Raw genomic sequence first — 22,089 nt, 5'->3', positions numbered from 1 at the left:
GCTCCAAGGTGGTAAATCATTCGTTTTTCTTCAGGGCTTTCAGCCAATGACCCTGTTCTCTATCAAGAAAATGTACCAATGATTCATGTCCTTATCATAGCCTAATTAGATTTGTGATTTATTCTTGTTGAAAAATATAATACACATATTTAAAAATGTCAAGTATTGTATTACAAGATACAATGACCGAATATAAATTCTAATAACTAGGGTATCAGTTGAATTAGAATTATACCAGGTAGGAATTTGTGTGAGAAGTGTTGAATGTCTTGTGAATAGTTTCACTTAAACTAACGGGTGCTTTAGCTCAAGAACGATTTTGCTGCTTCGGCAGCCTTTTTTTCGTTGTTCCACTAACTGGCCCTTATATATAGTATCAACTTAAAAAAAGTTAAAGGAATGCACCTTTTATCGTTGTTTACATGTATTCATAGGTACGGGATTTAAAAACTTGAATTAAGCCCTCTTTGGGTAACAATAGATCCTGTGATTAAGCAGTCTCTTTATCAGGCAACTAGTCTATCATTCATCCCTACCGCGCTTTCGCTTACTAGCCTTGAAGTTTAGTGTGGAAGGAGTACACTTCCACACTAAACTTCAAGGTCGTATCTTTCCCCTGTTAGACATATCTATTTCCATATCTTTGAATACGTTGAATACTATAAAAAATAACTCTATATAATGTGTTAGCAAAGATAGAAATTCGGTCATTTTTGTATCATTACTTACGTTGAATACGGTAGAAATTCATACTATATATAAGGGCAGGATAGTTTAATAAAAAGTGAATGGTAGGAAATACTAATACCTGAAATTTCGAATAGAATTGAGGTAGTAAATTGGTATTTCTGATACGTTTATTCATTGTCCTAATCCTGTTAAATTGTTACCCAATGATAATTATGGCTAAAGAAATTAAGTATAATCACAACAGCAAAACTATTTCAGAAATAAAGAAAGAAATTGACTTTACCGTTTTAACTCCAAAAAGGATTCCTGATGATTGGACATTAGATACCAAAACATCCCCTTGGATAATGCTTCATTATATGGACAGCAAGGACACAAAGTTGATGGTTGCTATTCATTTGAGAAGAGGTTTTCCGTTATCATATGAAGATTTTCCCCATTCTCAGCAAGTTGATATTAATGGAAACACAGGTTATTTTCAGGAATGGATAGATAGTGGTGAAGTTGATAAAAATGGAGACACCATAACTGGTGGCTTACTTAATTGGGTACAGAATGGTACTTATGTAAAAATGAATAGTTCAAGATTACCGAAAGAAAAAATGTTAGAAATTGCAAGGTCAATGCATTAACGTTTCTTCAACAAATGTGGGCTGCTTCGGCAGCTTTTTTGCTTGTTCCACTAAAGGGCAGGATAGTTGAACAAGGAACACTCATAAGAGCGTTAGAAAGTGAGGGGTTAAATGGAACAAATTGATGTGTTGAAAGATAGTAAAATCGGTGTTTTCGATTTAAATAACAAAGGACAAGAACTCCAAAAACAGTGGGGAGAAGTATTTGCTAGGGAACTGAGTAAAAACCAAAAAAGACAAATCCATTATGGTCAGTTTATGTGGCATGTATTTAGCTATGAACTGCTACCATGTAAGAAAGGTCAAAGAGCAAGGGATGCATTTGATTTAGTGTCAAAGGATGAATGTTATATTTTTTACCAGAACAATCAAAATGCATTATTGATTGAAAAAGCTGCGAGCTTAAAGTCCAATCACATAATAAATGAGATTGACGGATATATTCATGATGTTTATGTTGTCGATAAAGATTTTTCATGGACCTATATCCTTACCCATGAAGAAAATTGTGGTCCCTATTTTTATAGATTAGCTGAAGAACCTTTCTTCTTCAACTAACGGGTGCTTGAGTACAAGAAATTATGGCTGTTACAGCAGCCTTTTTTGCACATACAAGGATTTAGGGGGGATTAATTTTGGAAGATTTTAAACAAGCAATAAAAAAAGGCGAATTTGTTAAAGCAAAGCAGCTTTCTAAGACTATGGATTTGGAAGCTTTAACAGAAACACTTTTCCTTATAGCATATGATGATGAGACAATTGCTCCCTATGGATTTGCGAACTACTTATTATTTGATAAGGAAACCTCTGAGTTACATTACTTAGCGTCATTTCTACTTTGTATGGGATTGAATCATTTAGATGGTGCATATCAAACATCATTTTTCCACGCAAAAAGAGCAATAGAATTAGCTCCAGAAGATATTAGTTATAAAGAGTATTTATTACTTTTTTTTGAAATGCCTGAGCCTTTGCTTAGTAAAGATGAAGCTACAAAAATAGCTAAAGAAATTTTAAAAGTGGACCCAGAAAACAAGGCTGCATTGTCGGTGATAAATGGGGACATTCATTAAGATTCTTATTCAATAATCAGTTTGTGAATAATTGTACTTAAACAAACGGGTGCGATTGTTCAATAAGAGCAATCGCTTTCCTCATTCCGCTAACGTGGCAGGTTTGTGAAATAAAGTTTTATAAAAGTATCTGGATAAGTGGGTAAAAAAGCACACACCATAAATAAGTAATCAATACCGACCAGTATTCCAGTGACAGTAACTAGACTAAATTGTCGTATCCCTAAATAAGAAAAGGCGACACTCTTATTGAAATATCAGCCATAAACTTTAATTATTCGGTGTCTTTTGTTGGGATAGTTTTTGTTTATCGGTAGTTCCAGGTGGTTGTTCTAGCCATTTGTTATCAATCATGATGTTAACTCCGTCCTTAGCATACTGAGCGACTTCTAGCGATAAGCGTTCATAATTTAGAAAAAGGTCTGTTCTTTGACTTGCCACCGCTCCAGTTGCGTAATTTCCTGAACCAGTCGCACTTAACAATGCCATATGAGACATGGCTAGTTTGTCTGAGAATGGCGGTGTAGTTGAATTTGTTATAGCAACATCTGGTGAAACTGGTGGTTGTATATCATTGTCGAGTAGAGTTGCAGAAAAAATCTGCATATGCTTTTTTGAAATATCGTTACCTCTTAACATCCACTTTTGTATATTTTTTCTCGGTGATGTTTGAGCAAAACTAATAGAAAGATGACTACCTATTAAATTGGTTTGAATGTTCATATAAAGATGAGATATTTCAACTGTGTTTAAAGGGCGTTGCTTATTGAAAAGAGAAAAACCACTTAAATAACTTTTGCTATCTACGTAATCAGTCTTTGTTGGGTATGCAATATACGGTGCTCTTACAAACAATCCTTTAGAAAGTGCGACATCTGAACTTCTGTCGAATAAAATTGACGTTTCTTTTAGTCCTTCCATAAAATAACCCCTTACATCTTTTCTTGCACTCATGGAAACGAGTCCACTATAAGCAAGTAAACCAACCTTTGCCATGTGGTTTATGTAAGTCAGCATAAATGAATCAGTATATAGGCGAGGAGCATTTAAATTGACATCTTCGTTAGTAAATCCTGTTGGTAATGGCAATTGTTCTTCTTCGAAAAGATGAGTTAGTTTTTCTATATGAGAAACTGTAAGGTCATATGCAAACTGTATAATAGGCTTTATCTCTGCGTCTTCAACATGTACTAGAAAATAACCAAGAATGCACTTAGCCATACTATCGTTCATATAGCCAGTCCAAGTACAAGCGATTTCTGATGATGTTAGGTTGATCATATTCCGTACCCCCTCCAAAGATATATATATTGGTATATTCTTTCCGAATAAACTTGTTTTTATGTAGCCTAAGATGACCTTGATAGTGTGGTAATCCAGTCATAAAATGCAAATAAGACGACCAATCCGCAAGTCAGCCGTGCATCGAATACTTACCTACTGTAAACTACCGCTTGGAAATTTATTAGTATCTATTAAGTGCGGTTTTGAATTGTACATTGTGATTTTCCAATTTTGCTTAAGATACAACGCAAAAAGCATTAACTCTTTGACGTAATCAGGTGGTTTAACGCCGAATATAACTTCTAAAAAGATTTTAATTCTTCATCCTGACCTGCTATTGGCATAAAAGGGAATTAAATATATTCGTAAAGGTATACCATTATAAACACTAGGACTCTACTTAAATATTAATGTTTTATTTGTTTTTAAAGGTATAAAAGGATATTTACAAACGTTTGCAAAATAATATATATATTTATAAACTATCGTGATATAATTTAAGTATCTAATCTAACAGCATCAAGGAGATACTTACATCATGAAAAATAAAACGTTTGGTTACATTCGAGTTAGCGGCAAAGATCAAAACATAGATCGACAGCTTAATGAAATGCTTGAGTTAGGAATTAATGAAAGGGATATATTCATTGATAAAGAGAGTGGAAAAAATTTTAATCGCCCGCAATACACAGCGTTAAAGCAGTGTTTACGTGAAGGAGATTTAGTGTATATCAAATCAATTGACCGTTTTGGCCGCAATTCCAAAGAAATTAAAAAAGAATGGGAAATCATTACCTCCGAAATAAAAGCTGATATAAAGGTAATTGATATGCCGTTATTGGACACAACACAATATAAAGATACTTTAGGTACATTTGTTTCAGATTTAGTTTTGCAGGTTCTTTCTTTTGTTGCTGAAAAAGAAAGAGAAGATATTAATAAAAGGCAACGGGAGGGCATTGAGTCTGCAAAAGCAAAAGGTAAACATTTAGGCAGACCAAAAATGAACCTAGGCTCATTATCTGATAAGCAATTAAAAATTCTAAAAGCAAATTATGAACAATGGAAAAGGAAGGAAATGACAGCCGTTGATTTTATGAATCAAATGGAATTAAAGAAGAACACATTTTATAAAATCATAAAAGAATATGAAATTGGGGTTATATTACGGGAGGAAGAAAATTGAAGGACATAATTATACGACAAATAACTGAACAGGACATACAGTTCGTAAAGGAAATCTACAATCAAGGTATTGAGGACCGAATTGCCACTTTAGAAACAGATATAAAGGATTATTCCTACATGAAAGATTGGTTTGATAAGCATACTGGCCGATATAAGGCAATTGTAGCTGAGGAAGAGGGACATATTGTGGGATGGGCCTCTTTAAACCAATACAATAACCGATGTGCTTATGGTGGAGTTGCTGATCTTTCCGTTTATATTTCAAGAGAATACAGAGGAAAGGGAATTGGAAAAAAGCTTTTGGTTAGGCTTGAATTCCTAGCCAAAGAAAATGGATTTCATAAAATGGTGCTTTTTACGTTCCCGTTCAATCAATTAGGACAAGGGTTATATAAAAAAATGGGTTATCGAGAAGTAGGTGTGTTTAAAAACCAAGGGGTTCTAGATGGTGAATTTGTTGATGTTATGGCTATGGAAAAATTATTATAACCGCTATAAATGAGATTGATAGCTTAGGTTATCAGTCTTTTTATTTACAATAACTTTAAATTAAAATACTTGATTTAAATTGTTGATTGTTCTAATATATAAGCGAATAGTTATATGCCAATTTAAACGATGATATCAATAATACGATATGCATAATTTTCATTAATTCAACACAAAATTATAAAACCTTTATAATTTAATGGTTTTTAAATAAGTAAATTACTATTTGCTTATATGTATAAAGAGGAGGTGTATACCATGTTGAAATCAATAGTTGAATTAGAAAGTGCTGCCAATGTTTTAAAGTTATTGGGTGATAAAACGCGCTTGACCATTATAGCTATTTTAAAACAACGTGTGTGTTGTGTATGTGAATTTCTTGAAGTGTTTGATATGAGCCAGCCATCAATTAGCCAGCATCTTCGAAAATTAAAAGATGCAGGAATGGTTAAAGAGGAAAGAAGAGGCCAGTGGATATATTATTCCCTTAACCATGAAAGTGAGCATTATGGACTTATTGAAGATATTTTGGAACATGTTCCAGACCAGACAGATAAAATCAAAATGATTGAAAAGGCGAATCCGACACTTCAATGCGGATGTTAGCTTTATTTTAAATAGGGAGTGAGAAAATGAGTAATACAGAAAAAAAACGTCTATCGTTCCTGGATCGATACCTAACGCTTTGGATTTTTCTTGCTATGGCAATAGGAATTGGCTTAGGATTTGTCTCTCCTGGATTTGTAGACAGTATGAACAGTTTGCAGATAGGAACTACATCTATTCCACTTGCCATTGGCTTAATATTAATGATGTATCCTCCATTAGCAAAAGTTCGTTATGAGGAGATTGGGCGAGTATTTAAAGATGTAAAAGTCTTAGCTTTATCGCTTGTACAAAACTGGATCATTGGACCAATTCTAATGTTTTTATTAGCCATTATTTTTCTTCCTGATAAACCAGAGTATATGGTTGGTCTTATCATGATTGGTTTAGCTCGTTGTATTGCGATGGTTATTGTATGGAATGATCTTGCAAAAGGAGATACGGAATACGCTGCTGGTTTAGTAGCATTCAACTCTATTTTCCAAATGTTATTCTTCTCTGTTTATGCATATGTGTTTGTAACCATCATCCCTGAATGGATAGGAATCCAAGGGGCAGTTGTAAATATTACGATGATAGAAGTAGCTAAATCAGTTTTCATCTATCTTGGAATACCTTTTATAGCTGGAATGATTACACGTTTTACGTTGGTAAAGGCTAAAGGCAGACAATGGTATGAAAAAGTGTTTATTCCTAAAATCAGTCCTATTACCTTAATTGCTTTACTATTTACGATTATTCTTATGTTCTCATTAAAAGGGGACGCTATTGTAAGCTTGCCATTAGACGTAGTTCGTATAGCAATTCCTTTATTAATTTACTTTGTAATAATGTTCTTTGTTTCCTTTTTCATGGGGAGGAAAATTGGAGCGAACTACCCTGTAACAACAACTCTTGCTTTTACAGCTGGAAGTAATAACTTTGAATTAGCGATTGCTGTGGCTGTTGGTGTATTTGGAATCCATTCTGGTGCAGCTTTTGCGGCCGTTATTGGACCACTTGTAGAAGTACCTGTCATGATTGCATTGGTAAACGTGGCATTATGGTTTAAAAGAAAATATTTTAAAGAACATGCAGCCTAAAACTAATAATAAAGGTGGAAATCAACATGGAAAACAAAAAGAAACTTTACTTCTTATGTACAGGAAACTCTTGCAGAAGCCAAATGTCAGAAGGTTGGGCAAAGAAACATTTAGGTGACGAGTGGGAAGTACGCAGTGCGGGTATCGAAGCTCACGGATTAAACCCTAATGCTGTAAAAGCAATGAACGAGGCTGGCATTGATATTTCAAAACATACTTCTGATATTATTGATCCTGAGTATTTAAACAATGCCGATTTAGTTGTAACTTTATGTGGTGACGCTGCTGATAAATGTCCAATCACACCACCAAAAGTTAAACGAGTTCATTGGGGATTTGATGATCCCGCCAAAGCTCAAGGAACAGACGAAGAAAAATGGGCATTCTTCCAACGTGTGCGTGACGAAATCGGAGATCGCATTAAGCGTTTTGCGGAAACTGGTGAGTAAGAAAGAATTTAATAGCCAAGAGTAATAAATACTCTTGGCCTTAATTTTAGCATCCATATAAGTAAATGCTTATATTGAAACCCTTTAGGAGGTTAGATAAATGAGTAAAGTTGAGATATTTGACCCAGCATTGTGCTGTGCTACTGGTGTATGTGGTCCCAGTGTAGATCCAGAGTTAACCAGAGTGGCAACTGCTATCTTTCTATTAGAGAAAAAAGGATATGACATAAAACGATATAACCTTGGATTTGAACCCGCCATTTTTGTTGAAAACAAAGAGGTGAACAAAGTTCTTCACGAAAAGGGTCCAGATTCACTCCCAGTAACCTTAGTTGAAGGTAAAATTGCTAAAGTTGGAGCATATCCAACCAACGATGAATTTGCGGAATGGTTTGGAGTAACAGTTGAGGAACTTAGCGAAAAACCAAAACCACGTCTTACAATTGATTTAAAACCATCGAAATAAGAAAGAAGTGAAGTTCATGTTTCAATCTTTCCATCCGAAAATGATTGTGAACACCAAGTTTTTATTTTTGACAGGAAAAGGTGGAGTAGGGAAGACATCGACTGCGTGTGCAACAGCTGTAGCACTAGCTGATGAAGGGAAAAAGGTCTTGCTGGTAAGTACGGACCCTGCCTCAAACTTACAGGATGTATTGGAAGTTGGGCTAACGAATATTCCAATGGCAATCCAAAGTGTACCGAACCTATATGCTTGTAATCTGGATCCTGAAGAAGCTGCAAGAGCATACCGAGACAGAATTATTGGACCCTATCGAGGAAAGCTTCCTGACGCAGTAGTCGCTACTATGGAGGAACAATTATCAGGTGCTTGTACAGTTGAAATTGCAGCATTCGATGAGTTTACAAATCTATTGGCTGATCCTAATGTAGTTAATGCTTACGAGCATATCATCTTTGATACGGCACCTACGGGTCATACTCTACGGCTTCTTCACTTGCCAACTGCGTGGAGTGGCTTTTTAGAAGAGAACACACATGGTGCCTCTTGTTTAGGTCCTTTATCTGGGTTGTCAGAAAAGAAGCAAGTCTATTCCGTTACAATGGACGCTCTATCGGACTCAACAAAAACAACGCTCATTCTTGTTGCAAGACCCGATGAGTCTTCACTACTTGAGGCAAACCGTGCATCAAAGGAATTAAAAGAAATTGGTATTTCAAACCAAGCTCTCATTATTAACGGTTTAATGCAATCTTATCTGCCAGACGATAAAGTTTCAACTGCATTTTATGAACGACAACGTAATGCCATAAAGCAAATGCCAAACGATTTAAAACAAGTTGTGACATATTCCTTACCGTTTGTTCCCTATTCCTTAACAGGTGTTCAAAACTTACGTTTCTTATTTAAACGGTATACAATGCCAGCTACACGAACAGAGGTTGAAGACAATACTATATCTCTACCTGCCTTAAATGAAGTGATTGAACACTTCTCCTTAAATAATATTAGAGTGATTTTTACAATGGGGAAGGGTGGTGTTGGAAAGACCACCATGGCATCCACAATGGCCGTTGGATTAGTAGAAAAGGGTCATAAAGTACATTTAACCACAACAGACCCCGCTGCCCATTTAGAGTTCGTTTTTCAAAAAAGTGAACTAAATGAACAATTAACCATTAGTCGTATTAATCCGACAGAAGAGGTTGAGGCTTACAAGGCAGAAGTGTTATCGAAGGTAAGTAATGATCTTGATGAAGAAGCACTTGCCTATATTGAAGAAGACCTAAACTCTCCTTGTACGGAGGAGATTGCCGTATTTCGTGCTTTTGCAGAAGTGGTGGCCCGTTCAAAGGATGAAATCGTTGTGATTGATACAGCTCCAACTGGGCACACCTTACTCCTTTTAGATGCTGCTCAGTCTTATCATAAAGAACTAGCCCGTTCAACAGGGGAGATACCTGAGAGTGTGAAAACACTGTTGCCTCGTTTAAGGAATCCAAAAGAAACCAGCGTGGTCATTGTAACATTAGCTGAGGCCACTCCAGTGTTAGAAGCTAGTCGATTACAGGACGATTTAAAACGTGCAGATATAACCCCTAAATGGTGGGTAATTAACCAGAGCCTTTACGCCACTGAAACAAAAGATCCTGTATTAAAGGGAAGAGCAGAAGCTGAAAAAGGTTGGATTAACAAAGTGACCACTGAATTAGCAGAAAAATGTGCAATAGTCCCTTTAATGAGTGAAGAAAACACAGGATACAACCAGTTAAAAAAGTTTATTGACTGATAACGGGGGGGAACCGTATGGAAAAGGTCGTTATTCTTGGAACAGGTCCTGCTGGTTTAACAGCAGCGATTTATTTAGCAAGAGCAAACATGAGGCCACTGGTTATTGAAGGCAATCAGCCAGGTGGACAATTAACGTTAACCACAGAGGTCGAGAACTTCCCAGGATTTGTAGATGGCATTATGGGCCCAGAATTAATGGATAATATGAGAAAACAAGCAGAACGTTTTGGTGCAGAATTTAAAAGAGGTTGGGTTACCGATGTTGACCTATCTAAAAAGCCATTCACCTTACAAGTAAACGGATTAGGAGAAATACAAACGGAATGTCTTATCCTTTCGACAGGTGCATCAGCTAGACTGCTTAATATTCCTGGTGAAAAAGAGAATATTGGTCGAGGGGTTAGCACTTGTGCAACTTGTGACGGTTTCTTTTTCCGTGGAAAAAAAGTCATTATTGTTGGTGGTGGAGATTCTGCTATGGAAGAGGCAAACTTCTTAACGAAATTCGCATCAGAAGTTACCATTATTCACCGTCGAGATAAGCTAAGATCATCAAAAATTATGCAGGATCGTGCAAAAGAAAATAACAAAATTTCTTGGGCACTTAACAAGGTACCATTAGAAGTGCTCTCAGATGGCGTAAAAGTGACAGGCCTAAAGGTCCGTGACAACGAAACAGGTAAAGAAGAATTAATCGAAACGGACGGTATTTTTGTAGCTATTGGACATACACCAAATACTGCTTTCCTAAATGGTCAAATCGATACCGATGAGACAGGGTACATTAATGTTATACCTGGAACAACAGAAACCAATATTCCTGGTGTTTTTGCATGCGGAGACGTTCAAGATAGGAAGTATCGCCAAGCCATAACAGCAGCAGGAACGGGTTGTATGGCAGCACTAGATGCAGAACGGTATCTCGAAAGCAATGCTTCTCATGATTGGAGCAAATCATTATAAAAGGTGGAGAAATCATGACTACAAAGAACTATAATGAATTGATTAAAGATCGGATTTATTTCGGCGGGGCAGATGATGTGAAAGATATGATGGAAAATGAAAAAGCCGATGTTATTTTCGATTTGCGGGCAGAGTCACATGAGAACAAGTCAGGCTACGAACGTATTCATAGCCCAATCGTGGATGATGCCGAACATCAAGACGAATCAATCAAAAAATCGATTGACCACGTTGTAAATGCCTATAATGAAGGGGAAAAAGTTTATTTTCATTGTGGCGGCGGAAGCACCCGTGCGGGAACTGTCGCAGTTGGAACCTTATTGTCATTAGGTAAAGCGAAGACAATTGATGAGGCTGAAGAAATGGCTAAGGCAGCACGTCCAAAAGTTAATGTAAAGCCTCAAATGAAAGAAGCGTTACAACGCATTTATCCTAATGCTTATTAAGATTAATGGATAAGACTTTTTAATTTCCTGAATGTTAAAAAGCAAGTAAGATAAGTAAGAATAAAATTTTTTGAAAGGTGATGGACAAATTGAATATCACAGATCAAGCACGTGATGTATTAAAGCAACTGCTCCAAGAACACGATGCAAAAAACATTCGTGTCTATTTTGGAGGAATGTCTTGAGGGGCTCCAAAAGTTGGGCTGGCTTTGGACAAGCCAGATGATAATGATAAAGTAGTAACCATTAATGAAATACAAGTTGCAATTGATCCTGACATTGAACCTTATACTGATGGTCTTACTCTTGATTTTAATCAAGAGGCAAATGGTCTCGTGTTATTAGGAAATGAAAGTAACTGTTGTTAGATAAGAGCATAGAGAGTAGTTAGCAAATCAAGGGCTAACTACTCTTTTCTTATTTTTGTTGCCACTTTCAAGCATGTAAATAGTATCTATTTTGCAAAAGCTATTCAAATAGTATATTAATTGGACTAATACCGACATTTCAAACCTTCCCATCATTTGGTCGGGGTTATGCTCATATGGAGGGGTTTTTATTCTTCTTTCTGTCCTATGGGGATGGGGAATTGATAAAAAAACTCCTGACACATACGATTGGATTGGTGCTATTATTTGTTTAATAGGGGTTTCTGTTATGTTATGGGCAGCAAGACATTAAACCATTAATAAGGAGTTAAAAAAATGGTTATACAGGCAAATATGTCACCTAAAGCGATTGTTAAATTCTGGGAAGGAACAAGGGAGATTTTTGAAAAATATAATGTCCCGCAATCTGAAAAATCATTACAAGATCTTGTAGAGAGTCATCTCCTTACTTCTCTTTTAAGTGGATTAAACAGTGCTGTGGGAAGTTCTAATTTAACCTGTGTAGAAGGCGGCTGACAAATGCCAACCAAAAAGGGGTAGGCTACTCCTTAAAATCTCTAATAAATGATAAAAGAGCACCAGAACTGTGCTCTTTTTTGTTGAATTAATCTTTGTTATTCCAGAGTTACTTCGTTGAATTGGAGCAATAATGGGTGTCTTTATAATAACTCCCACTCTATTACCTCTAAAAATGAGTTGGTAACCTCTATTCTCATAAAAGAGAAAGGTATAAGTTTAATCAGTAAAATTTTCATACCCCTACCGTGGTTGTTTAAAATAATAATAAGATTTGATAAAACCTTTGTATTATTGTTTGCTGTTTATTGGTTTATCATTGAATACATAACCTTAAAATTAGGTGTCATAAGGCATGAAAATGGTTGGACGTTATTGTATGCTTTGCCATACGATATAATAGCTTTTTTCTTTATAGGATTACACTCCAAAAAACCATTGCAAACTTACTTATTATCGATAATTGCTACTGTATTTTTTCTATGGTTTTTCCATGTCCCAGTAATAAATGGAAAGTGATATTTGAAAATACTAATTGTAACATATTCCACTCAACAGATAACATGCGTTAATTTCAAATTAAAAGGGTATGTTATTTAACAATATTTTAGAAGCTTTAAATATGGGGGGTAATTACTTGGAGCAACTATCTTATAAACAGTCATGGTTTATGAATGTGAAAGGAGATATACTATCGGGAATAGTAGTTGCACTTGCGTTGATTCCTGAAGCTATTGCTTTCTCCATAATAGCTGGGGTTGACCCAATGGTTGGACTGTATGCCTCTTTTACTATTGCAGTCGTTATTTCTTTTGTAGGTGGAAGACCTGGAATGATTTCTGCTGCTACGGGGGCCATGGCCTTAGTATTTACTGAATTAATAAGGGAACATGGACTTCAATATCTTTTAGCTGCCACGATATTATGCGGTGTCTTCCAAATAATATTTGGAATGTTTAAATTGGCTCGATATATGAAATTTATCCCACGATCAGTTATGGTTGGTTTTGTTAATGCTTTAGCTATTTTGATTTTCATGGCTCAATTGCAACACTTTGTCGGAGAATCGTGGATTATCTATGTATTAGTCGGAGCCACTTTAGCCATTATTTATCTGTTTCCGTATATCACTAAGGCCATTCCCTCCACTCTCGTAGCTATAGTAGCAATTACAGCTTTAGTAATTTTTATGAAGATTAATGTGAGAACCGTAGGTGATATGGGAGCCATTACACAAACATTACCAACATTTTTAATACCTCAAATCCCAATCACATGGGATACTTTAGTGATTATTCTACCTTATTCGCTGGCACTTGCTGTTGTCGGTCTAATAGAATCGCTTTTAACAGCCTCCATTGTCGATGATATGACTGATTCAGGAAGTAATAAAAATGCCGAATGTAAAGGTCAGGGAATGGCTAACATTGTGGCTGGTTTTTTTGGCGGAATGGCAGGATGTGCAATGATTGGTCAATCTGTTATTAATGTTAAGTCAGGTGGAAGGGGCAGGTTATCGACTTTTATTGCAGGTGTCTTTTTGATGTTTTTAATTGTCGTTTTGGGGAAAATCGTTGTACAGATTCCGATGGCCACATTGGCTGGAGTCATGATTATGGTATCCATTAGTACTTTTGATTGGAATTCTATACGAACACTTCACATACTTCCAAGAAGTGATGCGATAGTGATGATTGTTACTGTCCTTTCAGTTGTTTTGACAGATAATCTAGCTATCGGTGTTATTGCAGGTATTTTATTGAGTGCCATCTTCTTTGTGTCTAAGATTTCTAAAATTAGTGTAAAAAGTAAGAAGGAAGGGAATAAAAGAACATATTTTGTAAATGGGGAACTATTTTTTGCATCTGTAACCGAGCTTTTAACGAAATTTGATTACAAGGAAAATATCAAAATTGTTGAGATAAATTTAAGTCGTTCCCATGTATGGGATGACTCAGCAGTGGCAGCAGTCGATAAGATTGTTTCAAAGTTTGAAGAAAATAATATTATGGTAAATGTAACAGGATTAAACGAGGATAGTACAGAATTAGTAAATAAACTAGCTAATAAACTGGGAACACATTAAGGGAGGTTATGGGGAATGTACAAAAAAATTGCCTTAGCGACAGATGGTTCAGAACACTCAAAAAGAGCAGCAGAAAATGCGATCAATATCGCTAAATGCAGTCCTAATTCCAAAATCGAGGTCTTATATGTTGTTGATCCAGATAAAGTGAAATCTGATGTGCTTAGTAATTGGAATTCGGCAGATATTGGTGACAGCCGTAAAAGTCGAATGAGGGAAGTAGAAAGATTGGCAAAAGAATCGGGTGTCTCATATGAGATTAAGATTTTACATGGTGAGCCAGGTCCTGTTATTGTTGATTATGTTAATAAAAATAAGTTTGAAATCGTTATCATTGGGAGCAGAGGACTCAATGTGCTTCAAGAATTTGTTTTAGGTAGTGTGAGTCATAAAGTGGCTAAACGGGCAAATTGTCCAGTGTTAATAGTTAAATAAATAAACAAAGAAAAAACAGAACGGTTCCCTTTAAGGGGAGTTTTACTCGAAATAACAGTTGAAATCACAGACCATTTCGCACATAGCGGAGTAGTCTATTATTGTTGATATTAAAGCTGTTATAACAAATATAGATTGAAAATCGCACCCATTTCAGCACTTGAAATAGCAGTGTACAATGATTTATGTACACGAACTTTATAGTGAGATTTTGTTGTTTAAAATGTATACCATTTCATATTACTAATTGATAAAGGAATTACTTTCTTTCTGTTGAAATAAAATATATAATATTAATTGAATTTAAATAGGCGATGGAGTTCGCCTTTAACCGCCGAATGGCTAATGACTCCTGCTGGTAACTTAATTACTGGCAGGAGTCTTTTTATTTTAAAAAAATAGGGAGGCAACAAAATGATTTACTTCTGGGTAGGAATTGCGGGGACGCTAGGAGCTATTTTAAGGTATATGATTGGGGCTTCATTATTTACAAATAGCACCTTCCCATATGCGACATTAATCATTAATTTGATTGGAAGCTTTCTTTTGGCTGGGTTAACAACAAATTTATTTAAATGGCTCTCGATTTCTCCTGTCATTGCGACTTCGATAGGAACAGGATTTGTTGGGTCTTTTACAACCTTTTCAACCCTTAGTGTCGAAACCGTCAAATTGTTTCAGGTTGGGAATATTGTATTGGGTTTAGCCTATGTATTCGTCAGTATTCTTGGTGGATTAGCAATGAGTCGATTAGGCTTTAAAGTAAGTCAGGAGGTACAAGAATCGTGACAGCAGCACATATTTTATTAGTTGGTATTGGCGGTTTTTTCGGAGCGATTTCTCGCTATTCAATTAGTAAGAAACTAAACGGTAAATCAACATTTAAGCTGCCGTTGGGAACTCTTACAGTAAATTTATTGGGAGCCTTTCTATTAGGGATTATTACTGGTGCTAAAGCGAATATGATGATAGGTCTTTTGCTGGGAACAGGATTTATGGGAGCTTTCACGACCTTCTCTACACTCAAACTAGAAATGATACAAATACACTTAAAAAATTTCAAAAGGACATTTATCCTTTACACAATCATCACCTATGGTGCTGGAATTATACTTGCTTACTTGGGATATTTGGTTGGTAACCTCTTCTGGTGATATAAAATGTTAAAAGAGCATCATATACGATGCTCTTTTTGGTTGATTCGATGTCCATTTTACTTGCTAAAACGTGTGCAAAAAACTTCCCCTGAAGAGAACCCGTTAGTACAATACCATTCTGTTTTTTCTATTAACTAATTGACCTTTGCAGCATTCTTAATTAAAAACTTCTGTTTATCAGGTTTCTTTGCGATAGCTGCACTTATGAGCCCGATCATTGGAAAGAACATTAGTAAAAGTAAACTTTCGTTGTAACTATGGAATTTATCAAAACCTATTCCTAATGGCAAAGGTCCACATGCAGAACCAATAACCATTACCATCATCGCAACCCCGCTAATACTTCCGAGATATTTTCTGCCAAAATAATTGGACCAAACAATATTAAGTGTAATTCGTTCCACTCCGCCGCCAATTCCCCATATTACCCCGAATAGTATTCCTAAAGTGGCACTATTCATTTTTGTTAACAGAAATAAAGTCAGCACTTCCAAAACAAAAACAAAGATTAACAATCGATTGGTACTTACTCTTTCTAATATAAACCCTGATATAAAGGAAATTGGGAAGCCTATAATAGCCATTAGACTTAATACGGTAGCCGCCAGTTGCGGTGATAATTGGTTCTGCCCGAAAATGGACAATAAGTGAAAAGTTATCCCTGTATTAACGAGTGCAGGAATACCGACACAAATTAATATCGCCCAAAAAGTCCTAGTCCTCATGGCTTCTTGTAATGTCCAATCATCATCTTGAATGGTCATTGTTTTATCACTGTGTTTATTATTTTTAGATACAATGATCGGTTTTCCGTCTGGGTGCAAGCCAATATCTTCTGGACGATTTCGAACAATAAAAAAAGCAAGAGGTGCAAATAGAACGATTAATAACACTCCCCATATTTGCCAAGTTGTTTGCCAGCTCGTTAATCTAATTAGCCAAGCATTTGCAACTGGGAAAAATGCGGCACTAGCAACACCACCTAATGCCATAAAACTCATGGCACGACCACGTTTTTGAATGAACCATTGGGGGACAAGGGTATTTGGAATAAGTGTCATGCTTCCTTGCCCAAATAATCGAATTAAAAAGAAACCAATGGCCATCATCCATGTATTAACGACAAAGCTATTAAAAAAACACGCCAATCCAAGCAATAGGCTAACAATCACCATCATTTTTCTTTGACCTAACTTATCCACCAACCGACCCATGAACATCATAAGTATGCCCGAACATAATGTGGCAAAAGAATAAAGACTAGAGATTTCCGAACGAGTCCATCCAAAACTTTTTATGTATTCATCAATAAAAACAGAATTGGAATATGTCTGACCAGGACCAGAAAAAAAACTACCTAACCCAGCTATACACACGATGACCCATCCATAATAAAACGTATGCCTCTTTTTTTCGCTAATCAAATGATAGCCACTCCCTTCTTTACATAATCGTTTTAAAATCACAATTCCCAACTAATAATATTAAGTTACTCAATTGGATTATACTACAAACCAAAGGTCCCTATATCTTCCGAAAAAAATCTTTCGACTTTAGAAATTATCCCGAAAAAGGAAGAAAAACATCGTATAACAAAGGAAATAACTGTTGTGTCCGCTTTCATGGGATTTCACAAATTGGTCAAAATCCTTTATACTTTGTTTTGTTAACAACGGACCCGACTTTCATGAGAGTTGAAAGTCAATAAAAAAACAAAAGAAAAGGGAGAGGTGCTAAGTTTGAATTTGAGTACAATTAAATATTCATGGTTTGGAAACGTCAAGGGAGATGTGTTAGCAGGGATTGTTGTTGCTCTTGCTTTAATTCCAGAAGCAATTGCATTCTCAATCATTGCAGGTGTGGATCCGATGGTAGGATTGTACGCTTCCTTCTGTATTGCCGTTACGATTGCTTTTGTGGGTGGAAGACCTGGGATGATTTCAGCTGCCACGGGTGCAACTGCTTTATTAATGGTGACATTGGTTAAAGACCACGGTTTGCAATATTTACTGGCTGCAACCATCCTAACTGGTGTTTTACAGATAATCATGGGAGCTTTGAAACTAGGTCGTTTGATGAAATTTGTCCCTAGATCCGTAATGACTGGATTTGTTAATGCCCTTGCGATATTAATCTTTTCAGCTCAATTAGTCCAATTTAAAGGGGCATCTTGGCAAATGTATGCGATGGTAGCAGGTGCACTTGCCATTATCTACATCTTACCTCGTTTTACTAAAGCTGTACCTTCACCATTAGTTGCGATTATTGTTATTACAGCAATCTCAATATTTACGGGAAGTGATGTTCGTACAGTTGGGGACATGGGTGAATTGACTTCGAAATTACCTATATTTTTAATTCCTGACATTCCGTTTAACTTTGAGACTTTGCAAATCATTTTTCCTTATTCCTTGTCTATTGCATTGGTAGGACTAGTGGAAACACTTTTAACTGCTTCTATTGTAGATGACATGACAGATACAGAAAGTGATAAAAATAAGGAAGCACGTGGTCAGGGTATCGCTAATATCGTCTCAGGATTATTTGGCGGAATGGCTGGATGTGCGATGATTGGTCAGTCTGTCATCAATGTTAAATCTGGTGGTAGAGGACGTTTATCTACATTTGTTGCAGGTGCTTTTTTATTGACACTAATCATGTTGCTTAAAGGGTTCCTGGTACAAATTCCAATGGCAGCCTTAGTCGGAGTTATGTTCATGGTTTCAATTGGAACATTTGATTGGTCCTGCCTAAAAACATTAAAAAAGGTACCAGTTACTGATACGATTGTTATGATCGTGACTGTGATTACAGTGGTTAAAACTGATAACTTATCCATGGGAGTTTTAGTTGGAGTTATTCTAAGTGCCATTTTCTTTGCAGCAAAGATTTCGAAGGTAACTGTAACAAGTCTTTCTTCTAAAGGATCACATAAAAAGATATATCATATATCTGGTCAACTCTTCTTTGCTTCTGTAACAGACTTTGTTAACAGCTTTGATTATAAAGAAGCTGTAAGTGAGATTGATATAGATTTGTCCAATGCTCACCTTTGGGATGATTCTGCTGTAGGTGCCATTGATAAAGTGGTCATCAAGTACCATCAAAATGGTGTTAAGGTGAATCTTAAAGGATTAAATACAGAAAGTAATAAACTAATTGATAAAATAGCGGTTCATAACAAGCCAGGTGGGCTTGAGAAAGTTGCTAGTCACTAATATATCGTAAATAATTTTTAATTTTTAAATTGGAGGAGCCTGTCACCAAGGGTATTTTATACCTTAGTGACAGGTTTTTTTGTATTTTTTTATGTTATATACAAATTCTAGTAAGAGGGAAGGCGGTAGTAAAAGTGTTAATACTTCAATTAGCTATTATTTTAATTGCATCTAAATTAGCTGGGAGTCTTAGTGTAAGGTTGGGTCAGCCATCAGTCCTAGGTAAACTCCTTATTGGTATTGTACTAGGACCATCAGTATTAGGATTGGTAACAGAAACAGAAACACTAGAAGAATTTAGTGAAATTGGTGTAATCTTGCTAATGTTCATTGCAGGGTTAGAAACGGATATAGATGAATTTAAACGAACTGGAAAAGCATCTACCTATGTTGGCCTTGGTGGTATTATCGTTCCACTTGTTTTAGGATATTTTGTTGGACTGATGTTAAATCTTACCTCTGTACAATCCTGGTTTTTAGGATTATTGCTTTCGGCTACAAGTGTAAGTATCTCCGTTCAAGCATTGAAAGAAATGGGCCAGTTAAAAACTCGTGAAGGGACGACCATCTTAGGGGCCGCCGTTATTGATGATGTGGTGGTCGTGATTGCTTTGGCATTTTTAATGAGTTTTGCAGGAGGAGATGTCAACTTAACAGTAGTAATATTAAAGAAATTTTTATTTTTCGCAGGAGCTATTATTGTTGGTTGGAAAATTGTTCCTTTGTTTATGAAAAGATTCGCTATTTTAAAGGTAACGGAAACTGTTGTTTCTTCTGCTTTAATCATCTGTTTTATTTTTGCCTATTTAGCAGAGTACACAGGTGTCGCTGCAATTATTGGAGCGTATATTGCTGGCGTAGCCATAAGCTTAACTGACTTCAAGCACGAGGTATTCGAAAAGATTGAAACCATTAGCTACTCGATATTTGTCCCTGTATTTTTTACATCAATTGGAGTTACTGCTCATTTTGCAGGTGTTAAAGAAAATCTAACTCTTATTGTTGTATTAAGCATTTTGGCTATTTTGACTAAACTAATTGGTGCATCCATTGGTGCGAAGGCTGCTAGGTTCTCCTGGAACAGTTCGTTAGGCATTGGTGCAGCCATGGTGTCTCGTGGTGAAGTTGCATTAATCATTGCAGCTATTGGTTTAGAATCAAAACTGTTGAGTCAAGAAATGTTTGCAGTAATTGTTGTTGTCGTTCTTGTAACAACGATTGTTACTCCTCCTATGATGAAGTTGTTTTTTAATAAGAATTCACAAAAAGAGCTGTCCAATAACTAAAATGACAAAACACGCTGAATTTTTCAGCGTGCTTTTTTACATTCCAACATTACATGACATTACTAATTGACATCCATAATTACTGGAAGGATCATAGGCCGTCTTCCTGTTTCTTTATAAATTAACGGCTCAACATAATTTAAAATTTCCTTTTTTATGTTTCCCCACTGAAGTCTTTCTGCTTCAAGAGATGTTATAGTAGCTGTGTGTGCGGCATCCTTAATTTTTCCTAATAATTCTTCAGATTCTCTCATAAAGACAAATCCTCTTGTAATGATTTCAGGTCCCCTAATAATAGTCTTATTCTTAAAGTCAATGGCTATAACCGCCATTAAAATACCTGATTCTGATAGTTTTTTACGATCCCTAAGTACAATCTCCCCAATATCACCTATTCCTTCACCATCAACGTAAACTGGATCTACTGGGACACTGCCAGTCACTTTGGCAGTCGTTTCATTGACTTCGAGTATATTACCATTATCCAATATAAATGAATTGCTGAAAGGCACATCGCATTCCTGTGCTAATTCTACATGTTTTTTTAACATTCGGAATTCCCCGTGAATGGGTACAAAAAACTTAGGTTTCATCAATCGAAGCATGAGTTTAAGTTCTTCTTGGGCACCGTGACCAGATGTATGAATATCAGTAAGTTTATGATGGATAACATTCGCACCAGCACGACTTAATTGGTCAATAATTTTGTTGATACTGGTTGTATTACCTGGTATTGGGGACGATGAAAAAATCACAGTATCTTCTTTCTTGACTGAGAGTCTGGGGTGTCTTTTATTTGCGATTCTTGATAAAGCAGCAAAAGGTTCTCCCTGGCTTCCCGTGCAGATAACCAGTATTTGTTGATCAGGATATTGGTTAATTTCAGTTTCATCAATCAGTGTGTTATCTGGAATGGTTAGATAGCCAAGCTCTTGGCCTATTCTAACCGCTTTTACAAGACTTCTTCCGAGGACAGCAATTTTACGTTTATTTATAATTGCCGCATCAATGGCTTGTTTAAATCGATACATATTGGAGGAAAAAGTAGCAAATATGATCCGACCAGAAATATGATTAAAAAGGTCGTGTATCGTTTGACTTATTTTCCTTTCAGACATTGAAAATCCAGGTATTTCACTATTTGTACTATCTGAAAGTAGGCAGACAACTCCTTCATTACCGATAGCAGCCATTTTAGAAATGTTTGATGGATGACCTAAAGGAGTTAAATCAAACTTAAAATCTCCTGTATGAACGACATTACCTTTCGGTGTTTTTACAACAATACCGTAAGAATCAGGTATGCTATGGGTTGTTCTAAAAAAATCTACTGCAACATTCTTAAAAGAGATAGTTTTATCTTCTTCGATTTCATATAACTTCGCTTTGTCTAATAAGCCATGTTCTTTTAGTTTTTCTTTTATTAATTCAATGGCCAATTTTCCTGCATAGATGGGGATGTTTATTTCCTTTAATAAAAAAGGGATACCACCAATATGATCTTCGTGCCCATGTGTAACGAATAAACCTTTTATTTTATCCTCATTTTCAATCAAATAAGAATAATCTGGGATAACGTAATCAATCCCATACAACTCATCTCCAGGGAATTTAATGCCTGCATCCACTAGAATAATTTCATTTTGGTATTGAATAACATAAGTATTCTTACCAATTTCACCTAAACCACCAAGTGCAAAAATTTCAATGATGTTATTATTTTTTACAATCGCCATTAACCCACTCCGTTCCTAATAAACTGTTACTTTGATTCTAACACAGAATTGGGTCTTACTAAATTTCTTCTATTCGTATATTTTTTAATAATATTGTGAATAAATGCACT

The 22,089-nt window shown here is 35.9% G+C and carries 23 protein-coding genes, 1 pseudogene and 1 riboswitch; of the genes and pseudogenes, 21 read left to right on the top strand and 3 right to left on the bottom strand.

Annotated elements, in window-relative coordinates:
* The first annotated feature begins 902 nt into the window (after positions 1-902).
* From J7E77_RS04760 to J7E77_RS04750, 3 genes are all read left to right on the top strand, one after another.
* Positions 903-1,322, top strand: coding sequence for a DUF4367 domain-containing protein (locus J7E77_RS04760; RefSeq protein WP_251027060.1), 420 nt, complete (start codon positions 903-905; stop codon positions 1,320-1,322).
* A 111-nt stretch (positions 1,323-1,433) separates the two neighbouring features.
* Positions 1,434-1,880 (top strand): DUF4275 family protein, encoded by a 447-nt coding sequence (locus J7E77_RS04755; RefSeq protein WP_214712760.1) that lies wholly within the window; start codon positions 1,434-1,436, stop codon positions 1,878-1,880.
* 77 nt (positions 1,881-1,957) lie between these two features.
* On the top strand, positions 1,958-2,395 hold the full coding sequence (locus tag J7E77_RS04750; RefSeq protein ID WP_214712758.1) for a hypothetical protein: 438 nt from the start codon (positions 1,958-1,960) through the stop codon (positions 2,393-2,395).
* 270 nt (positions 2,396-2,665) lie between these two features.
* On the opposite strand, the gene J7E77_RS04745 is transcribed toward J7E77_RS04750, so the two are convergent.
* Positions 2,666-3,676 carry a DUF3231 family protein gene (locus tag J7E77_RS04745; RefSeq protein WP_214712756.1) on the bottom strand — a complete coding sequence of 337 codons (1,011 nt, stop codon included), beginning with the start codon at positions 3,674-3,676 and terminating at the stop codon, positions 2,666-2,668.
* A 541-nt stretch (positions 3,677-4,217) separates the two neighbouring features.
* On the opposite strand from J7E77_RS04745, the gene J7E77_RS04740 reads away from it, so the two are divergent.
* The 16 genes and pseudogenes from J7E77_RS04740 (at position 4,218) to crcB (J7E77_RS04665) (ending at position 15,736) form a co-directional block, all read left to right on the top strand.
* On the top strand, positions 4,218-4,865 hold the full coding sequence (locus tag J7E77_RS04740; RefSeq protein ID WP_214712754.1) for a recombinase family protein: 648 nt from the start codon (positions 4,218-4,220) through the stop codon (positions 4,863-4,865).
* Entirely contained in the window at positions 4,862-5,356 is a 495-nt protein-coding gene (locus J7E77_RS04735) for an arsinothricin resistance N-acetyltransferase ArsN1 family A (RefSeq protein WP_214712752.1), read from the top strand. The genes J7E77_RS04740 and J7E77_RS04735 overlap by 4 nt, the downstream gene beginning before the upstream one ends.
* 258 nt (positions 5,357-5,614) lie before the next feature.
* A complete protein-coding gene (locus J7E77_RS04730; RefSeq protein WP_214712745.1) occupies positions 5,615-5,962 on the top strand; it encodes an ArsR/SmtB family transcription factor in 348 nt (115 codons plus the stop codon).
* A gap of 26 nt (positions 5,963-5,988) precedes the next feature.
* Positions 5,989-7,044 (top strand): ACR3 family arsenite efflux transporter, encoded by a 1,056-nt coding sequence (gene arsB, locus J7E77_RS04725; RefSeq protein WP_214712743.1) that lies wholly within the window; start codon positions 5,989-5,991, stop codon positions 7,042-7,044.
* Positions 7,045-7,070: 26 nt separating this feature from the next.
* On the top strand, positions 7,071-7,493 hold the full coding sequence (gene arsC / locus J7E77_RS04720; protein ID WP_214712741.1) for an arsenate reductase (thioredoxin): 423 nt from the start codon (positions 7,071-7,073) through the stop codon (positions 7,491-7,493).
* A 100-nt stretch (positions 7,494-7,593) separates the two neighbouring features.
* A complete protein-coding gene (arsD, locus tag J7E77_RS04715) occupies positions 7,594-7,959 on the top strand; it encodes an arsenite efflux transporter metallochaperone ArsD (RefSeq protein WP_214712733.1) in 366 nt (121 codons plus the stop codon).
* 16 nt (positions 7,960-7,975) lie between these two features.
* The gene (gene arsA / locus J7E77_RS04710) at positions 7,976-9,745 is read left to right on the top strand and encodes an arsenical pump-driving ATPase (protein WP_214712731.1); all 1,770 of its coding nucleotides are present in this window, start codon (positions 7,976-7,978) and stop codon (positions 9,743-9,745) included.
* 17 nt (positions 9,746-9,762) lie between these two features.
* Complete coding sequence (gene trxB, locus J7E77_RS04705) at positions 9,763-10,710, top strand: thioredoxin-disulfide reductase (protein ID WP_214712730.1); 948 nt, start codon at positions 9,763-9,765, stop codon at positions 10,708-10,710.
* A 14-nt stretch (positions 10,711-10,724) separates the two neighbouring features.
* Complete coding sequence (locus J7E77_RS04700) at positions 10,725-11,156, top strand: protein-tyrosine phosphatase family protein (protein ID WP_214712728.1); 432 nt, start codon at positions 10,725-10,727, stop codon at positions 11,154-11,156.
* Positions 11,157-11,365: 209 nt separating this feature from the next.
* Positions 11,366-11,524, top strand: coding sequence for an iron-sulfur cluster biosynthesis family protein (locus tag J7E77_RS04695; RefSeq protein ID WP_214712727.1), 159 nt, complete (start codon positions 11,366-11,368; stop codon positions 11,522-11,524).
* A gap of 113 nt (positions 11,525-11,637) precedes the next feature.
* Positions 11,638-11,837: pseudogene (locus J7E77_RS04690) on the top strand (YnfA family protein).
* 23 nt (positions 11,838-11,860) lie between these two features.
* Positions 11,861-12,061 (top strand): hypothetical protein, encoded by a 201-nt coding sequence (locus J7E77_RS04685; RefSeq protein ID WP_214712725.1) that lies wholly within the window; start codon positions 11,861-11,863, stop codon positions 12,059-12,061.
* A gap of 637 nt (positions 12,062-12,698) precedes the next feature.
* On the top strand, positions 12,699-14,147 hold the full coding sequence (locus tag J7E77_RS04680; protein WP_214712718.1) for a SulP family inorganic anion transporter: 1,449 nt from the start codon (positions 12,699-12,701) through the stop codon (positions 14,145-14,147).
* A gap of 15 nt (positions 14,148-14,162) precedes the next feature.
* A complete protein-coding gene (locus J7E77_RS04675; protein WP_214712717.1) occupies positions 14,163-14,582 on the top strand; it encodes a universal stress protein in 420 nt (139 codons plus the stop codon).
* A gap of 301 nt (positions 14,583-14,883) precedes the next feature.
* A riboswitch (Fluoride riboswitch) is annotated at positions 14,884-14,944 on the top strand.
* Between the two features lie 52 nt (positions 14,945-14,996).
* On the top strand, positions 14,997-15,371 hold the full coding sequence (gene crcB / locus J7E77_RS04670; RefSeq protein ID WP_214712716.1) for a fluoride efflux transporter CrcB: 375 nt from the start codon (positions 14,997-14,999) through the stop codon (positions 15,369-15,371).
* A complete protein-coding gene (gene crcB / locus J7E77_RS04665; protein ID WP_214712715.1) occupies positions 15,368-15,736 on the top strand; it encodes a fluoride efflux transporter CrcB in 369 nt (122 codons plus the stop codon). The genes crcB (J7E77_RS04670) and crcB (J7E77_RS04665) overlap by 4 nt, the downstream gene beginning before the upstream one ends.
* A gap of 137 nt (positions 15,737-15,873) precedes the next feature.
* Here crcB (J7E77_RS04665) and J7E77_RS04660 read toward each other — a convergent pair whose 3' ends face one another.
* Positions 15,874-17,163, bottom strand: a complete 1,290-nt coding sequence (locus tag J7E77_RS04660; protein WP_251026929.1) for an MFS transporter — start codon at positions 17,161-17,163, stop codon at positions 15,874-15,876.
* 315 nt (positions 17,164-17,478) lie between these two features.
* Between J7E77_RS04660 and J7E77_RS04655 the strand changes: the two genes are divergently transcribed.
* Together J7E77_RS04655 and J7E77_RS04650 are read left to right on the top strand one after the other, a co-directional pair.
* Positions 17,479-18,957: a SulP family inorganic anion transporter gene (locus J7E77_RS04655; protein ID WP_214712714.1), complete on the top strand. Its 1,479-nt coding sequence runs from the start codon at positions 17,479-17,481 to the stop codon at positions 18,955-18,957.
* A gap of 134 nt (positions 18,958-19,091) precedes the next feature.
* On the top strand, positions 19,092-20,243 hold the full coding sequence (locus J7E77_RS04650; RefSeq protein WP_214712713.1) for a cation:proton antiporter: 1,152 nt from the start codon (positions 19,092-19,094) through the stop codon (positions 20,241-20,243).
* Positions 20,244-20,305: 62 nt separating this feature from the next.
* On the opposite strand, the gene rnjA is transcribed toward J7E77_RS04650, so the two are convergent.
* On the bottom strand, positions 20,306-21,979 hold the full coding sequence (gene rnjA / locus J7E77_RS04645) for a ribonuclease J1 (protein WP_214712712.1): 1,674 nt from the start codon (positions 21,977-21,979) through the stop codon (positions 20,306-20,308).
* Positions 21,980-22,089: the final 110 nt, after the last annotated feature.

This window comes from Bacillus sp. ISL-77 (assembly GCF_018613105.1).
The sequence above is the reverse complement of the archived record's forward strand: the minus strand, read 5'-3'. Positions and strand labels throughout refer to the sequence as shown.

Coding starts and splice junctions, on each gene's coding strand:
- J7E77_RS04760 (WP_251027060.1), top strand. CDS start 903: ATGGCTAAAGAAATTAAGTATAATCACAACAGCAAAACTATTTCAGAA.
- J7E77_RS04755 (WP_214712760.1), top strand. CDS start 1,434: ATGGAACAAATTGATGTGTTGAAAGATAGTAAAATCGGTGTTTTCGAT.
- J7E77_RS04745 (WP_214712756.1), bottom strand. CDS start 3,676: ATGATCAACCTAACATCATCAGAAATCGCTTGTACTTGGACTGGCTAT.
- J7E77_RS04740 (WP_214712754.1), top strand. CDS start 4,218: ATGAAAAATAAAACGTTTGGTTACATTCGAGTTAGCGGCAAAGATCAA.
- J7E77_RS04730 (WP_214712745.1), top strand. CDS start 5,615: ATGTTGAAATCAATAGTTGAATTAGAAAGTGCTGCCAATGTTTTAAAG.
- arsB (WP_214712743.1), top strand. CDS start 5,989: ATGAGTAATACAGAAAAAAAACGTCTATCGTTCCTGGATCGATACCTA.
- arsC (WP_214712741.1), top strand. CDS start 7,071: ATGGAAAACAAAAAGAAACTTTACTTCTTATGTACAGGAAACTCTTGC.
- arsD (WP_214712733.1), top strand. CDS start 7,594: ATGAGTAAAGTTGAGATATTTGACCCAGCATTGTGCTGTGCTACTGGT.
- arsA (WP_214712731.1), top strand. CDS start 7,976: ATGTTTCAATCTTTCCATCCGAAAATGATTGTGAACACCAAGTTTTTA.
- trxB (WP_214712730.1), top strand. CDS start 9,763: ATGGAAAAGGTCGTTATTCTTGGAACAGGTCCTGCTGGTTTAACAGCA.
- J7E77_RS04700 (WP_214712728.1), top strand. CDS start 10,725: ATGACTACAAAGAACTATAATGAATTGATTAAAGATCGGATTTATTTC.
- J7E77_RS04685 (WP_214712725.1), top strand. CDS start 11,861: ATGGTTATACAGGCAAATATGTCACCTAAAGCGATTGTTAAATTCTGG.
- J7E77_RS04675 (WP_214712717.1), top strand. CDS start 14,163: ATGTACAAAAAAATTGCCTTAGCGACAGATGGTTCAGAACACTCAAAA.
- crcB (WP_214712716.1), top strand. CDS start 14,997: ATGATTTACTTCTGGGTAGGAATTGCGGGGACGCTAGGAGCTATTTTA.
- rnjA (WP_214712712.1), bottom strand. CDS start 21,979: ATGGCGATTGTAAAAAATAATAACATCATTGAAATTTTTGCACTTGGT.